This window comes from Mesorhizobium sp. P2_H9 (assembly GCF_056403215.1).
In genome coordinates, this window is sequence record NZ_JBFUFX010000009.1 from 385,162 (window position 1) to 400,334 (window position 15,173).

14 protein-coding genes are annotated in these 15,173 nt (G+C 64.7%); 8 read left to right on the forward strand and 6 right to left on the reverse strand.

The features are described from left to right. Positions 1–2: 2 nt before the first annotated feature. Positions 3–788, forward strand: a complete 786-nt coding sequence (locus AC1DXN_RS19050) for a coniferyl-alcohol dehydrogenase (RefSeq protein ID WP_477275393.1) — start codon at positions 3–5, stop codon at positions 786–788. 33 nt (positions 789–821) lie between these two features. Continuing rightward, positions 822–2,267: an aldehyde dehydrogenase gene (locus AC1DXN_RS19055; protein WP_477275215.1), complete on the forward strand. Its 1,446-nt coding sequence runs from the start codon at positions 822–824 to the stop codon at positions 2,265–2,267. A gap of 21 nt (positions 2,268–2,288) precedes the next feature. Here AC1DXN_RS19055 and AC1DXN_RS19060 read toward each other — a convergent pair whose 3' ends face one another. The 5 genes from AC1DXN_RS19060 to AC1DXN_RS19080 form a co-directional block, all read right to left on the reverse strand. Next, on the reverse strand, positions 2,289–3,146 hold the full coding sequence (locus AC1DXN_RS19060; protein WP_477275217.1) for a sugar phosphate isomerase/epimerase family protein: 858 nt from the start codon (positions 3,144–3,146) through the stop codon (positions 2,289–2,291). A gap of 3 nt (positions 3,147–3,149) precedes the next feature. Beyond that, entirely contained in the window at positions 3,150–3,926 is a 777-nt protein-coding gene (locus AC1DXN_RS19065) for an ATP-binding cassette domain-containing protein (protein WP_477275219.1), read from the reverse strand. Further along, complete coding sequence (locus AC1DXN_RS19070) at positions 3,923–4,915, reverse strand: ABC transporter permease (RefSeq protein WP_477244322.1); 993 nt, start codon at positions 4,913–4,915, stop codon at positions 3,923–3,925. Before AC1DXN_RS19070 ends, AC1DXN_RS19065 begins: the two co-directional genes overlap by 4 nt. A 64-nt stretch (positions 4,916–4,979) precedes the next feature. After that, on the reverse strand, positions 4,980–5,969 hold the full coding sequence (locus AC1DXN_RS19075) for a sugar ABC transporter substrate-binding protein (protein WP_477275221.1): 990 nt from the start codon (positions 5,967–5,969) through the stop codon (positions 4,980–4,982). A gap of 81 nt (positions 5,970–6,050) precedes the next feature. Next, a complete protein-coding gene (locus AC1DXN_RS19080; RefSeq protein ID WP_477275222.1) occupies positions 6,051–7,142 on the reverse strand; it encodes a LacI family DNA-binding transcriptional regulator in 1,092 nt (363 codons plus the stop codon). A gap of 143 nt (positions 7,143–7,285) precedes the next feature. On the opposite strand from AC1DXN_RS19080, the gene AC1DXN_RS19085 reads away from it, so the two are divergent. Beyond that, positions 7,286–8,317: a hydroxyacid dehydrogenase gene (locus tag AC1DXN_RS19085; protein WP_477275224.1), complete on the forward strand. Its 1,032-nt coding sequence runs from the start codon at positions 7,286–7,288 to the stop codon at positions 8,315–8,317. Here the strand turns inward: AC1DXN_RS19085 and AC1DXN_RS19090 are convergent. Next, positions 8,314–9,000 carry a GntR family transcriptional regulator gene (locus AC1DXN_RS19090; RefSeq protein WP_477275226.1) on the reverse strand — a complete coding sequence of 229 codons (687 nt, stop codon included), beginning with the start codon at positions 8,998–9,000 and terminating at the stop codon, positions 8,314–8,316. The genes AC1DXN_RS19085 and AC1DXN_RS19090 overlap by 4 nt on opposite strands. A gap of 138 nt (positions 9,001–9,138) precedes the next feature. Between AC1DXN_RS19090 and AC1DXN_RS19095 the strand changes: the two genes are divergently transcribed. The 5 genes from AC1DXN_RS19095 (at position 9,139) to AC1DXN_RS19115 (ending at position 15,157) form a co-directional block, all read left to right on the forward strand. Next, complete coding sequence (locus AC1DXN_RS19095; protein WP_477275228.1) at positions 9,139–9,726, forward strand: amino acid synthesis family protein; 588 nt, start codon at positions 9,139–9,141, stop codon at positions 9,724–9,726. Continuing rightward, complete coding sequence (locus tag AC1DXN_RS19100; RefSeq protein ID WP_477275230.1) at positions 9,719–11,518, forward strand: alpha/beta fold hydrolase; 1,800 nt, start codon at positions 9,719–9,721, stop codon at positions 11,516–11,518. Before AC1DXN_RS19095 ends, AC1DXN_RS19100 begins: the two co-directional genes overlap by 8 nt. 5 nt (positions 11,519–11,523) lie before the next feature. After that, positions 11,524–12,579, forward strand: a complete 1,056-nt coding sequence (locus tag AC1DXN_RS19105) for an LLM class flavin-dependent oxidoreductase (protein ID WP_477275232.1) — start codon at positions 11,524–11,526, stop codon at positions 12,577–12,579. Continuing rightward, positions 12,579–14,054 (forward strand): aldehyde dehydrogenase, encoded by a 1,476-nt coding sequence (locus tag AC1DXN_RS19110; protein WP_477244306.1) that lies wholly within the window; start codon positions 12,579–12,581, stop codon positions 14,052–14,054. The genes AC1DXN_RS19105 and AC1DXN_RS19110 overlap by 1 nt, the downstream gene beginning before the upstream one ends. 83 nt (positions 14,055–14,137) lie before the next feature. Further along, entirely contained in the window at positions 14,138–15,157 is a 1,020-nt protein-coding gene (locus AC1DXN_RS19115; RefSeq protein ID WP_477244304.1) for an ABC transporter substrate-binding protein, read from the forward strand. The last annotated feature ends 16 nt before the right edge of the window (positions 15,158–15,173 follow it).

Sequence of the window (15,173 nt, forward strand, 5' to 3'; positions counted from 1 at the left end):
GCATGCTTTTCGGCAAGACCATTCTCATCACCGGTGTCGCCTCAGGCATCGGCGCCCGCACGGCGGAACTGGCGGGACAGCTCGGTGCCGAGGTGATCGGTGTCGACGTCCGCGAACCCACCGGACAGGCCGGCACTTTCGTCAAGGCCGACATCTCGTCGAAGGCCGGCGTCGATGATCTGGTTGCGCAGCTGCCGCAGCGCATCGACGCGCTCTGCAATGTCGCGGGTCTCTCCGGCAACACCGGCGCCGCGGCGACGCTCGCAGTGAACTTCTTCGGACTGCGGGCGCTTTCGGAAGGCCTCTCGCCAAAGATCCGCGAAGGCGGCGCCATCATCAACGTCGCCTCGATCGCCGGTTTCGGCTGGCGCGCCAATCTCAACCGCGCCGCCTCGATGGTCGGCATCGAGGGCTTTCCCGATGTCGCCAAGGTGGTCGCCGACCATGTCGTCAAGAACGAGGAAGGCTATCCCGTTTCCAAGGAACTTCTGCTCTTGTGGACATTTCGCGCCGCGCACCAGGATCTGTTCAGGAGCCGTGGCATCCGCGTCAATGCGGTCAGCCCTGGACCGGTTGAAACGCCGATCCTCAAACAGTTCCGCACCGTGCTCGGCGACGCCCGCGTCGACAGCGACATTGCAAGGGTCGGCCGCGCCGGCACCTCCGGCGACATCGCACCTGTGGTGCTGTTCCTGTGCTCGGACGCTGCGCGCTGGGTCAACGGCGCCAACGTGCCGGTCGACGGCGGCCTCGAGGCTTCAATCAATGCCGAAGTGCTCGGCTTCTAAGAAAACGCTCCAGCGGAGCGAGGGAGAAAAACTATGGATATCGGACTTCTGATCGACGGCGACAAAAGGGATGCGTCCGGCTCGGCGGCCTACGAGCGCATGGACCCGTTCACCGGCAAACTGGCGACGCGTGCCGCCGCGGCGAGCGTGGCCGACGCCAACGCCGCTGTCGAAGCCGCTGCGGCTGCCTTTCCCGCTTGGTCGAAAACCGGGCCCGGCGGGCGCCGCGCTCTGTTGTCGAAAGCCGCGGATGTGATGGCCTCGAAGGTCGGCGAGTTCACCAGGCTGATGATGGAAGAGACCGGCGCCACCGGTCCCTGGGCCGGCTTCAACGTCATGCTGGCCGCCAACATGCTGCGCGAAGCGGCTGCCATGACGACGCAGATCTCGGGCGAGATCATCCCGTCCGACAAGCCGGGCACGCTGGCCATGGCGATCCGCCAGCCGGCCGGTGTGTGCCTCGGCATCGCGCCGTGGAATGCACCGGTGATCCTCGGCACCCGCGCCGTGGCGATGCCGCTCGCCTGCGGCAACACCGTGGTGTTGAAGGCCTCGGAAATGTGCCCCGGCACGCACCGGCTGATCGGCCAGGTGCTGGTCGAGGCCGGCCTGCCCAAGGGCGTCATCAATGTCGTCACCAATGACCCGAAGGACGCCGCCGGAATTGTCGAGGCGCTGGTCGCGCATCCCTCGGTGAAGCGCATCAACTTCACCGGCTCGACCAAGGTCGGCAGGATCATCGCCGAGCTCGCCGGCCGGCATCTGAAGCCGGCGCTGCTCGAACTCGGTGGCAAGGCGCCACTGCTGGTGCTGGACGATGCCGACATCGACGCGGCGGTGAATGCCGCCACTTTCGGTGCCTTCATGCATCAGGGCCAGATCTGCATGTCGACGGAACGCCTGATCGTCGACGAAAAGGTCGCCGATGAATTCGTCTCCAAACTGGCCGCCCGCGCATCAAAGCTGCCGGCCGGCGACCCGCGCGGCCATGTCGTGCTCGGCTCGCTGATCAGCAGCCAGGCCGCCGACAAGATGGAGGAGCTCGTCGCCGACGCGGTCGCCAAAGGCGCCAGACTTGTCGCCGGCGGCAAGCGCACGGGCACGGTGGTCGAGGCGACCTTGCTCGACCATGTCACGCCGTCGATGCGCGTCTATGCCGAAGAATCCTTCGGCCCGGTCAAGCCGGTGATCCGTGTCAAGGGCGAGGACGAGGCCGTACGCGTCGCCAACGACACAGAATACGGCCTTTCGTCAGCGGTGTTCAGCCGGGACATCAAACGCGCCATGGCGGTTGCCGCCCGCATTGAAGCCGGTATCTGCCACGTCAACGGCCCGACCGTTGGCGACGAGGCGCAGATGCCGTTCGGCGGCGTCAAGGGCTCGGGCTATGGCCGCTTCGGCGGCAAGGCCTCGATCGCCGAGTTCACCGATTTGCGCTGGGTAACGATCGAGGATCCGAACCAGCACTATCCGTTCTGAACGGCGCAGAAGGGCAGATGGCTATCTGCCCAACGTAAGGCCAGCCCTCCTCGCTTCCCCACGCAGGAACGGTAGCCCGACCTCGATGACGTCGCTCGGATTGTCGGCCACCGGCCGCCACACGGCGAGCCCGCCGGCGATGTCGACATCGACGTGGTTCATGCTTTCGAGCGTAATCGGGCCGGTGTAGCCGATGGCGGCGATCGCCTGCATGCACGCGGCCCAGTTGAGCATGCCGCGCCCCGGCACGCCGCGATTGGCCTCCGAGACATGGACATAGCCGAGATAATGTGCCGCCGCCGCGAAGCCGGCGGCAAAGCTCTCCTCCTCGATATGCATGTGGTAGGTGTCGAGATGGATGAAGATGTTGTCGGCGCCGACGCGCTCGATGATCCTGGCAGCATCGATGCCGCGGTTGATCAGATGCGTCTCGTAGCGGTTGCAGGGTTCAATGCCGAGCTCCAGCCCATGCGCTTTTGCAGCCTTGGCGGCGCGTCCTAGGAAGCGGCACATGCCGTCGATTTCACCGGCCGTCGGCGCGCGGCCTGACGTCTTGCCGATCGTGCCATAGGTGACGCCGCCGAGCGCAGCACTCCCAACCGCTTCGCACACCTCGAAGGCCGGCTCGAGGAAAGCCAGCGCCTCGTCCGGCCGCTCGACAACATCGAGCGTGCGCGGCAGGCCGAGCGACGGGATCAACTCGACGCCCTGGCGTTCGGCGAAGGCGCGCGTGCGCTTGGTGTCGATCTCCTCGGGTCGCAGCAGCGGGATCTCAAGCAGGCCGATGCCCAGCGCCTTCAGCCGCTCCATCTGCGGTTCGATCAGGTCAAGGTCCCAGACCGGCGCGATGGCGAAAGTGTGCAGTCCAAATGTATTCATCGGTCAGCCTCGTTGTTCATGCGCCGCGGCGGCACTGATATCGCCGCCGCCGACGATGCGGCTGACGACTTGGTTCATGTTGGTCCTGGCGGTGATCAGGTCGGCCTCGGCCCGGCCGTGGCGCAGCACGACGATGCGGTCGGTGACCGACAGCACGTCGTTCAACCGGTGCGAGATGAGGATGACGGCGATGCCTTCCGACTTCAGCCGCCGGATGAGATCGAGCACGCTCTGCACCTCGCGCACCGCAAGCGCTGCCGTCGGCTCGTCCATGATCACCAGCTTGGGGTTGAAGGTCAGCGCCCGCGCGATCGCCACCGTCTGCTGCTGGCCGCCGGAGAACGAACCGACCGACCGGTTTATCGATGGCAGATGCGCCCCCAGCCGCTCGATCATCTTCGCCGCCTGGCGGTCCATCTCGGCCTTGTCGACAATTCCGGGAATGAGCCCGAACAATTTCTTCGTCGGCTCGCGGCCAAGGAAGATGTTGGCGGCCACGTCCTGCTGCTTGGCCAGCGACAGATCCTGGTAGATCATCTCGATGCCGAGTTCGCGCCGCTGGCCGGGATCGAGCGGCAAAATATCCTTGCCGTCGAGTTCGATCGAGCCGGCGTCGGCCCGGTAGATGCCGGTGATGGTCTTCATCAGCGTCGACTTGCCGGCGCCATTGTCGCCGACGAGGCCGACCACTTCGCCGGCTTCGACCGAGAGGTCGACGCCATGCAGCACGTCGACGGCGCCAAAACTCTTGCGGATGCCGTGCAGGGTGAGAAGGGTCATACGCGTGACTCCTTGCGCACCTGGTACTGGTCGATGAACACCGCCAGGATCAGCACGGCGCCGATCGCCATCTGCTGGTAGTAGGATTGCACGGCAAGCAGCGTCAGCCCGTTCTGCAGCACGCCCATGATCAGCGCGCCGATCATGGTGCCGAGGATCGAGGCGCGGCCGCCGAACAGGTTGGTGCCGCCGATGATCGCCGCGGTGATGGCGGTCAGCTCATAGTTGATGCCGGCGGTCGGATCGCCGGCGTTGACCCGGGCGGTGAACAGCAGACCGGCAAGGCCGGCGAGCGCCCCTGACAGCGTGTAGATGATGCGGCGATGGCGTTCGACGCGGATGCCGGCGGCGCGCGCAGCACCTTCGCTGTCGCCAAGCGCCAGCGTATGGCGGCCGAAGCGCGTGTAGGCGAGTACGCAATGTGCCAGGAGAGCTGTTAGCACCAGCAGGATGACCGGCATGGGAATGCCGAACGGCCGGCCCTGCCCGATATAGACGATCGCCGCCGGCAATCCGTAGATCGCCCTGCCCTGCGAAATGATCAAAGCGAGGCCACGCGCCATGCCGAGCATGCCGAGGGTGACAATGAAGGCGGGCACGAAGGCGCGGGTGACCAATTGCCCGTTGATGTACCCTGCAAGCCCGCCGGCAAGGATGCAGGCAACGACCGCGAACACCGAGGGCCAGCCGAGATTGACGGCGACGAAGGCGCCGGCGACGCCGGCCAGCCCCATGACCGAGCCGAGCGACAGGTCGAGCCCGCCGGAGCCGATGACGAAGGTGGCGGCAATGGCCAGCACGCCGATCGTCGACGTCGCTAGCAGGATGTTGAGAAAATTGCTGAGCGACAGGAAATACGGCGACAGCACTGCCATCGCCGCGCTCAACGCCAGCAGCACCACCAGCGATTCCAACCGAATATGAAGTCGTTCGACGGATGCACGCTGCACCCGAGCCCAGAAACCGGGCCGCGCCATTTCAGAAGCCATCTTGCCTCACTTTGAAAAAAAGTGGCTGGCGCAGGCCAAGCCCGCGCCAGCCAGTCCGGGAGGACTATTTCACGTATTCGAGCATCGGCTCCTTGCCGGCGTCGATCACTTCCTTGGTCAGCACCAGGGTCGGCACGGCGATGCTTTCCTCGACCTTGTCGCCGGCGAGTGCCTTCTTGACGTTCTCGACCGCCTGCTTGCCGACGAGATAGGGAAGCTGCGCAACGGAAGCGTTGAGCCGGCCTTCCTTGATCGACTTGACCGCGTCCGAATTGCCGTCGACGCCGATGATCGTCACCTGCTCGCCCTTGCCGGCCGCATAGATCGATTCCACCGCGCCCAGCGCCATGCCGTCATTGGCGCAGAAAATGGCGACGAGGTCGGGATGCGCGGTTAGTGTGTCGGTGGCGATCGAAGCCGCCTTGTTGCGATCCCAGTCACCCGGCAGTGAGGCGACGATCTCCAGCCCGGGCGCCAGTTCCTTGAGCTTGTCGGCAAAGCCCTTGGCGCGCTTCTCGCCGGTGATGTTGCCCGACAGGCCTTCGATCACCAGCACCGGACCCTTGGCATCTTTGCCGAGTTTCGACACCAGATACTCGGCGCCCTGGCCGCCGGCCGCGACATTGTCAGAGCCGATGCGGAAGGCGATCTTGATGCCTTCCTTGTCGAGCACCGCCGGATCGAGATTGCCGTCGAGATCGACGACCTTGACGCCGGCATCCTGTGCCGCCTTCAGGCACGGCAGCAGATTGGTCGAGTTGATGGCGGCGGTGATCATCGCCACCGGCTTGCGCTCGAGCATGGTGTTGCAAAGGTTGAGCTGCGGCTCGGCAGCCTGGTCACTGTCGGCCGCCTGCTGGAAATATTTCACACCGGCCTCCTTGGCGCCGTCCTCGACGCCCTGGCCCATCGCACCCCAGAACGGGTTGGCCAACGTCTTCATCAGCACGCCATATTCGCCGTCCTCGGCCTTGGCCACACTGACGGCGGAAAGCGCCATCGCGACGCCAAAAGCCAAAGTAAATCGATTTATCTTCAATGCGAGTAATGTCATTTCGTTTCTCCTCCGGTTGATGTCACGCGCCGCGAGCCAAAGCCAGGTCCGGCGCTTCTGGTCCGTCTTCGACAATGGGGGCTATTGTCGGTTTCCTCCCCCGGAAAGCGGGCCGTTGCCTGGCGAGCCAACGGATTCCCGCATCAAAACCTGACAAGGCTCGAGCCGCGCCTTGGGCGGCCCCTCCTCGCCTTCGATCCTGGCAAACAGCACGTCCATCGCGTGGACGGCGATCTGGCGGACCGGCTGCACCACGGCGGCGATGGCCGGCCATGTCACCTGCATCCATTCGGCATCGTCGAAGCCGACCAGCGAAATGTCGTTGGGGCAATGCCAGCCGCGCCGCCGGAATTCGGACAGCGCCACCAGCGTGCCCTTCAGGAACAGCGAATAGACCGCCGTCGGGCGCTCGCCTGCATTGGCGCCCCCACCCTCAACTTCACATTTGTCAAAATAATCGCGCAGCTGCGCTCGGAGCGGTTCGACATCGGTTTCGGCAAGCACGACATCGATGCGGACATCCGGTGCCAGTTTGAGCGCGGTCGAGCGAAACCCGTCGAGACGGGCGCGCACCGTGGCCGCCTGTTCACCAAGACCGACAACCAGGATGTGGCGATGGCCCTTGCCGATCAGCTCGCGCGCCACCTCGGCACTTGCCGCCGCACTGTCGGCCGACACGGTGTCGAAAGCGTCGTCCGACAGCACGCGGTCGATCAGCACGCCGGTCATGCCGTTCAGCTTCATGAAGGCGGCTGCCGGGCCATGCTCGTTGCGCACCGGCGCCAGCACCACACCGGCCACTCGCCAGTCATGCATGCGCTCCAGTATCTCCTTTTCGCGCGCTTCCGATTCACGGCACGATGCCGCCACCAGCGTGTAGCCGCGCTGCTCGGCCAGGCTCTCGAGCTGGGTCACCATCTGGCCGAAGAATTCGCTTTCGAATTCCGGCATGATGGCGCCGATGATACGGCGTTTGGCGCGCCGCATGTCCGAGGCCAGCGGATCGACCCGGTAACCCAGGAGTTCGACGGCATCGAAGACGCGTTGTGCATTTTCGGGCTTGACCGTGGTGACGCCCGCCATGACCTTGGAGACGGTGGCGGCGGACACGCCGGCACGGCTTGCCACGTCGTGGATCGACGGACGCCGCTGCTGGGCTTGCCGATGCGCCATTGGTCCTCCTCCCGAGGTCGGGACCTTGCACCTTGTCCCGTGTGTGAATGGATAAATCGATTTTTCGCAGTTGTAAATCGTTTAATCCAAGGTAAGAGTTTGTTTCGAGTGGCGCGGTGCGGATCGCGCCGGGAGGAATTGCCATGTCCAACAGCGCCTTGCCGCTGGTCATCAGTGCGCCCGAACCACGCACGCTCGACCTGATCTTCACGCCACCGCAGCTGGCGCGCTTTCGGGCGAAATACCGCATTGTCGAGACGACGCCCGACGGCGTGGCGACGCTGCCGGCCGATGTGTTGGCTGTAGCCCGCTACATCGTTGGCCAACCGCCGATCACGCCGCAGACGCTGGAGACAATGAAGGCGCTGCGCTGCGTCTTCAATGTCGAGACCAATCTCCTCAACAACATGCCCTACGAGACGCTGTTTGCACGCGGCATCCATGTCGTCACCACGGGCCTAGTCTTCGCCGAGCCGGTCGCCGAGCTTGGCCTTGCCATGGCGCTCAACCTCGCCCGCAACATCGTCGACGCCGACCTCGCCTTCCGCCAGGGCAAGGAGCTTTGGGGCGGCGACGGCAACCAGACGGCACGGCTGCTTTCGGGCGCCGATGTCGGCATCGTCGGTTTCGGCGATCTCGGCCGCGCGCTGAACCGGCTGCTCACAGGCTTCCGCACCCGCACCAAAGTCTTCGACCCCTGGCTGCCGCCATCGATACTGATCGACAACGGCGTCGAACCAGCCTCGCTCGATGACGTCCTGTCGACCAGTGATTTCATCTTCGTCGTCGCCTCGGTGACCTCAGAGAATCAGGGCTTTCTCGGTGCCGAATCCTTCGCCAGCATGCGCAAGGGCGCCGCCTTCATCCTGCTCAGCCGCGCCGGCGTAGTCGATTTTCCGGCGTTGATGGACGCGGTGAAGAGCGGCCACATCGTCGCCGCCAGCGACGTCTTCCCCGAAGAGCCGCTGGCGCAGCAGCATCCCGTGCGCGCCCTGCCCGGCTTCCTGCGCTCGGCGCACCGCGCCGGTGCGCTCGACATCGCTTTCAAGCGCATGGGCGACATGGTGTTGGAGGACATGGACCTGATCGACCGCGGCCTGCCGCCGCTGCGCTCCAAGCGCGCCGAACGCGAAACCGTCTCGCGCATGCGGTCAAAGCCTGTGGACAAGAACTAGTCGGCGGCAAGAGCGCGGAGACGAAGCGTGTTGCGGGCGATCTGCCAGGCGGATTCGACATGCCGACGCGCCGCCGCCTCCGCCTCTTCAGGCTTGCGCGAACGGATGGCGTCCATGATTTCGGTCATTTCGGCGATCGCCGGCTCGCGGCGGTTCTCCGAGGCGATCGTCATCGAACGCAGCTGGTTGATGCGCACATTCAACCCGGTGACGATTTCCCAGGCAATGCGCTTATCGGCCGCCTCGAACAGCGCCTCGTAGAATTTGGTCGTCGCCCGCATCACCGCGACCGGCACGCCTGACGCCCAGGCTTCGAAAAGGTTGGTCAAAGCGCCATTGAGCAAAGCGATCTGCTCGCTCGTAGCCGACATGGCGCAAGCCCGCGCCGCGATGCCCTCCAGCAGCGCCCGCAATTCGTAGATCTCGTCGGTGCGGCCGAGATCCGGCTTGGCCACGGCAGGTCCGTGGCCCGGTATCATCTGCACCAGGCCTTCCGCCTCCAATTGCCGCAGAACCTCGCGCACGACCGAACGGCTGACCCCGAGCTGATCGCAAAGCGGCCGCTCGACCAGCCTTTCGCCGGGCTGGAAGTGGAAATCCATGATCGCCTCGCGCATGCGCTCCAGCGCCAGCGTCCGCAGCGTCTTGGCGGAGCGGTCGATCCGCAGCGTATCGTCTGACATTTTTTCTTTGCCTCCCTGGTACAGCCACAAAACAGATTCCATGGGCGATTGACAAGGTTCTTGGCGCTCCATAGCATGGTATACCATAAGACGAGATAGAGATGACGGCGCGAAACCGCGCCATCCCAGAGGATTTTGATGAAACCGGCCATTCGAAAGATCGTCACCTACATCGAGAACACGCTGATCGAAGGCGGCAAGGCAGCACCCCAGCCGCTGCGCCTGATCGGCGTCGCCGCGGTGCTGACGAACCCCTGGGCAGGGCGTGGTTTCACTGAGGATCTGTCTCCCGAGATCCGCGCCATCGCCCCCATCCTCGGCGAAATGCTGACCCGCGAGATCATCGCCGTCGCCGGTTCGGGCGAGGCGATCGAAGGCTACGGCAAGGCTGCCATCTGCGGCACCTCGGGCGAAATCGAGCACGCCTCGGCGCTGATCCACACGCTGCATTTCGGCAATCACTACCGCCGTGCCGTCGGCGCCAAGACCTATCTCGCCTTCACCAATCTACGCGGCGGGCCGAACACGCCGATCATGATCCCGCTCATGGACAAGAACGACGAGGGCCGCCGCTCGCACTATCTGACCGTGCATTTCCAGATCGGCGATGCGCCGGCGCCGGACGAACTGGTGGTGGCGCTCGGCGCCTCCATTGGCGGGCGCCCACATCATCGCATCGGCGACCGCTATCAGGACCTCAAGGAGGTCGGGGATCTGCATGGCTGACGCCGCCGCCCCTCTATGGGTCCGGGACACGGCTCCGGACGGAACCGGCTTCATCCGTGCCGGCTCCGGCACGCCGGTTCTGCTCATTCATGGCGTCGGCATGAATGCCGCGATCTGGCAGGCGCAGATCGATCTGATGAAGGATCGCCACGATCTGATCGCCATCGACATGCTCGGCCATAGCAACTCGCCGCTGCCACCGGAAAATGCCGCGCTGTCTGACTTTGCCGATCAGGCGATCCGCCTGCTCGATCATCTCGGTCTCGCCTCGGTATCGATCGTCGGTCATTCCATGGGGGCGCTGGTCGCTCTCGAAGTCGCCCTGCGCGCACCGTCGCGTGTCGGCTCCGTGGTCTGTCTCAACGGCGTGTTCCGTCGCCCTGAGGCACTGGCGCAGGCCGTGCGCGAACGCGCCGCCGCGCTCGGCTCTCACGCCGTCCCTTCCGCCATAGCCGCAACGCTTGCCCGCTGGTTCGGCGACCCGCTGCCGGCCAGTCTGGCCGGCGCGGCCAACATGGCGCGAACGGCCTTGGAAAGCGTTGACGCCGAGGGCTACGCGCGCACCTACCGCCTGTTTGCTCACGCCGATACCCAGCATGTCGATCGCCTCGCCGAGCTTGCAGCCCCGGCGCTGTTCATGACCGGATCCGAGGACAGGAATTCCACGCCCGCCATGTCGGCGGCCATGGCCCGCCTTGCACCGCGCGGCCAGTGCCTCGTGCTGAGCGGCGAAAGGCACATGATGACAATCGCTTCGCCCGAAAAAGTGACTCAACACATCATGGCGTTTCTCGATGCGAAGAAAGACGCTGCCGCCACACCGGAGACGGCTCCTGCATTTGACCCCGGCGAATTCAGGCGGGCGCTGGGCTCGTTCCTGACCGGCGTCACCATCGTCACCACGGTCGGTGCGGAAGGCGAGCCGCGCGGCTTCACCGCCAACTCCTTCACCTCGGTCTCGCTCGATCCGCCGCTGGTGCTTGTCTGCATCGCCAAGAAGGCGTTGGGGCACAGCGCGTTTTCGACCTCAAGAGGTTTCGCGATCAACATTCTGTCGGAGAGCCAGAAGGCCGAGTCCGGCATCTTCGCCTCCAAGGCCGCTGACAAATTCGCTTCCGTTGCCTGGCAATCCGGGCAAACCGGCAATCCCCTGATCGACGGTTCCGTTGCCGTGTTCGATTGCGGCATGGAGCAACTGGTCGACGCCGGCGACCATTCGATCCTGATCGGCCGCGTCCGGGATTTCACCCACAATGGCGCGCAGCCGCTCGGCTATTGCCGCGGCACCTATGTCACGCCGGGCCTCAGCCAGGAGGCGCTGGCGGCAGCACCGCATGGGACCGAAGTCGGCGCCATTCTCGAAAATGAAGGCCGCGTGCTGTTTTTCGAAACACCGGACGGTTTCCACGAATTGCCGGCCGGGCGCGGGCTAGGCTCGCCGAAGGATGCCCGCAGCCTCAAGGGATGCCTCGCCGCCAAGGCCGTCGACGCACAACTCGGCTTCCTGTTTGCGGTGTGGGACGACGCGGCCGATCCGTCGCGCTCGCACGTCTACTACCGGGGAACGGTCACCGCTCCCAGTCCCAGTGATCGCCAGACCCGTCTTGTCGACATCGACCATATCGCCGATCTCAAGGTCGCTGATCCGGCGGTTCGTTCCATGCTGACCCGCTATGTCCGTGAACGCACGGAAGATGCATTCGGTGTCTATGTCGGCAACGAGGTCGAAGGCGAGGTCCGGCCGCTCGCCAAGCCCGTGCCTTCGCAAGTTCTTCATTCCGGTCGCAGGTGACGCCGATGAAATTTTCGCTGTTCGTCCACATGGAGCGCTCGGATCTGGCGAAGCCGCATTCCGAGCTTGTTGCCGAATTGGAGGATCTGGTCCTGGTGGCCGAACAGGCCGGCTTCGAGACCGCCTGGATCGGCGAGCATCACGGGATGGAATTCACCATCTCGCCCAACCCGTTCATCAACATTGCCTATCTCGGCGCAAAGACCAGCACGATCCGGCTTGGCACCGGCACGATCGTCGCGCCGTTCTGGCACCCGATCAAGCTCGCAGGCGAAGCGGCGATGGCCGACGTCATCACCGACGGACGGCTCGACATCGGCATTGCGCGCGGCGCCTACAGCTACGAGTATCAGCGGCTTTTCCCCGAGCTCGAAGCCTGGGGCGCGGGTCAGCGCATGCGCGAGATGGTGCCGGCGATCCGTGGCCTGTGGGACGGCGATTTCGAACTCTCCGGCGAATTCTGGTCGTTCCCGTCGACCACCTCGTCGCCCAAGCCGCTGCAAAAACCTTATCCGCCGATCTGGGTGGCGGCGCGTGACCCCAACTCGCATGACTTCGCGGTGGCCAACAAATGCAATGTGCAGGTGACGCCGCTCGCCTCCGGCGATGGCGAAGTGGTGAGCCTGATGGAGCGCTTCAACACGGCTTGTGATGCTCATCCCGAAATAGCACGGCCCGAGATCATGCTCTTGATGCACACTTTCGTCGCTGAGGACGCCGCCGACGCCGATCGCCTGACGCAGGACCTGTCGCAATTCTACTGCCAGTTCGGCGCCTGGTTCCAGAACAAGAAGCCGGTGCGCCAGGGCATGCTGGAAGCGCTGACCGAGGCCGAGATTGCGGCCATGCCGCAATATGCGCCAGACAAGATCAGGCAGAATCTCGTGATCGGCGAAGCCGAGGAGGTGATCGCCAGGCTGAAGGCCTATGAGGCGCTCGGCTACGACCAGTATTCGATCTGGATCGACAGTGGCATTTCGCACGAGCGCAAGAAGAAATCGCTGCAGCTGTTCATCGACAGGGTGATGCCGGCCTTTGCCACACCGCAGGCGGGATCGTGATGAGCACCGGCGAATTCAGGAACTACATAGACGGCCAGTTCGTGGAGGCCGCCGCAACCTTCGACAGTGTCGACCCGTCGACCGGCGCGCCTTGGGCAAAAATGCCCGCCGCAACGGTGGCCGACGTCGATCGTGCCGTCGAGGCCGCCCACCGGGCGCTGCGCTCCGGCCCATGGGCCGCGATGACGGCGACGGCGCGCGGCAAGCTTCTGGTGCGGCTCGGCGATCTCGTCGTCGCCAATGCCGATCGGCTGGCGCAGCTCGAGACACGCGATACCGGCAAGATCATCCGCGAGACCCGCGCCCAGATCGCCTATGTCGGCGACTACTACCGCTACTATGGCGGGCTCGCCGACAAACACGAAGGGGCGTTCGTTCCGATCGACAAGGCGGATATGGAGGTGACGATCCGGCCGGAGCCGATCGGCGTCGTTGCCGCCGTCGTGCCGTGGAATTCGCAGCTCTTCCTGTCGGCCGTCAAGCTTGGGCCAGCGCTCGCCGCAGGTTGCACCGTCGTCCTCAAGGCATCCGAGGACGGGCCCGCCCCGCTGCTCGCTTTCGCCGAACTCGTCGACGAAGCCGGATTTCCCGCAGGCAGCGTCAACATCCTGACCGGCTTCGGTCACGACTGCGGCCACCGCCTGACCAGCCATCCGCTGGTCGCCCGCGTCGCCTTCACCGGCGGCCCAGCGACGGCCCGCCAGATCGTCAGGAACACGGCGGAAAACCTCGCCTACACCACGCTGGAACTCGGCGGCAAAAGCCCGGTGGTGGTGTTTGCCGATGCCGATCTGGAAAGTGCGGCTAACGCCGTCGTCGCCGGCATTTTTGCCGCCACCGGCCAGAGCTGCGTCGCCGGCTCGCGGCTCTTGGTCGAGCGCTCGGTTAAGGACGAGTTTCTCGCCCGGCTCAAGCAAAAAGCAGAAGCCATCAGAATTGGCGACCCGCAGGATTCCTCCACCGAAATGGGGCCGCTTGCCACATCGCGCCAGCGCGAATGGATCGAAAAGACCGTCGCCGAAAGCCTCGCCGCCGGCGGCCGGCTGGTCACAGGCGGCAAACGCCCTGAAGGCAAGGCGGATGGCTTCTACTATGCCCCGACGATCATCGAGGTACCCGATCAGACCCTGGCTTGCGTGCGCGAAGAGCTTTTCGGCCCGGTGCTGAGCGCGCTGGCCTTCGACACCGAGGCCGAAGCGTTGGCACTGGCCAACGATACGAAGTTCGGCCTGGCGTCCGGCGTCTTCACCACCAATCTCGCCAAGGCGCACCGCATGGCGCGCGGCATCCACGCCGGCGTGGTCTGGATCAACACCTACCGCGCCGTCTCGCCGCTAGTGCCGTTTGGCGGCTACGGCCAGTCCGGTCTCGGCCGCGAAGGCGGCATGGACGCGATCCGCGACTACACGCGTTCGAAATCGGTCTGGATACGCACCTCGGACGACCCAATTCCCGATCCTTTTGTCATGCGGTAGCCGCCGCAGGCCGGGGATTCGCGATCAAGGCGAAAACGCCGATCGCGAACAGCCAACAACGAAAACAAACAGAGGAGAACGACATGAAACTGATCTTCACCGGCATCCTTGCCGGACTTCTGGCAACAACAGTTCTGGCAACGACGGCCGCCAAGGCCGAGGAAATGGTGTTCACCAGCTGGGGTGGGACGACGCAGGAAGCGCAGACCAAATCCTGGGCGGAACCGTTCTCGGCCGCATCCGGCATCAAGGTCCTGCAGGACGGTCCGACCGACTACGGCAAGCTGAAGGCCATGGTCGACGCCGGCAGCGTCAATTGGGATGTCGTCGACGTCGAGATGGATTTCGCCATCAAGGCGGCCAAGGACGGCCTGCTGGAGCCGATCGATTTCACTGCTGTGCCGAAGGCCGACCTCGATCCGCGCTTCACCACCGACCATGCCGTCGGCAGCTTCTACTATTCCTTCGTGCTCGCCTGGAACAAGGGCGCCGTTTCGGGCGAGCCTGCCGGCTGGGCAGACATGTTCGACGTCAAGAAATTCCCGGGCAAGCGCACCTTCTACAAATGGTCGGCGCCCGGCGTCATCGAGATCGCACTGCTGGCCGACGGCGTTCCCGCCGACAAGCTCTATCCGCTCGATCTCGACCGCGCTTTCAAGAAACTCGACACCATCAAGTCGGACATTGTTTGGTGGGGCGGCGGCGCGGAGTCGCAGCAGTTGATCGCTTCCGGCGAGGCGGCCTTCGGCCAGCTCTGGAACGGCCGCGTCTTTGCGCTTCAGCATGACGAAGCCGATGTCGGCGTGTCCTGGACCCAGAACCTGACGGCGGCCGACGTTCTGGTGGTGCCGAAGGGCGCCAAGAACAAGGATGCGGCGATGAAGTTCCTGGCTGCGGCGAGCAGCCCGGCCGGCCAGGCAAAGTTTGCCGAAGCCAGCGGCTATGCGCCGATCAACACCAAGGCCAAGGCGGAGATGGCGGCGGACGTCGTGAAGTCGCTGCCGGACGCCCATGTCGACGGACAGATCAACCTCGACATGAACTATTGGGCCGAAAATCGCGACGCCATCGCCACGCGCTGGTACGCCTGGCAGGCGAAGTAACGGCTGCTGCCGCAAC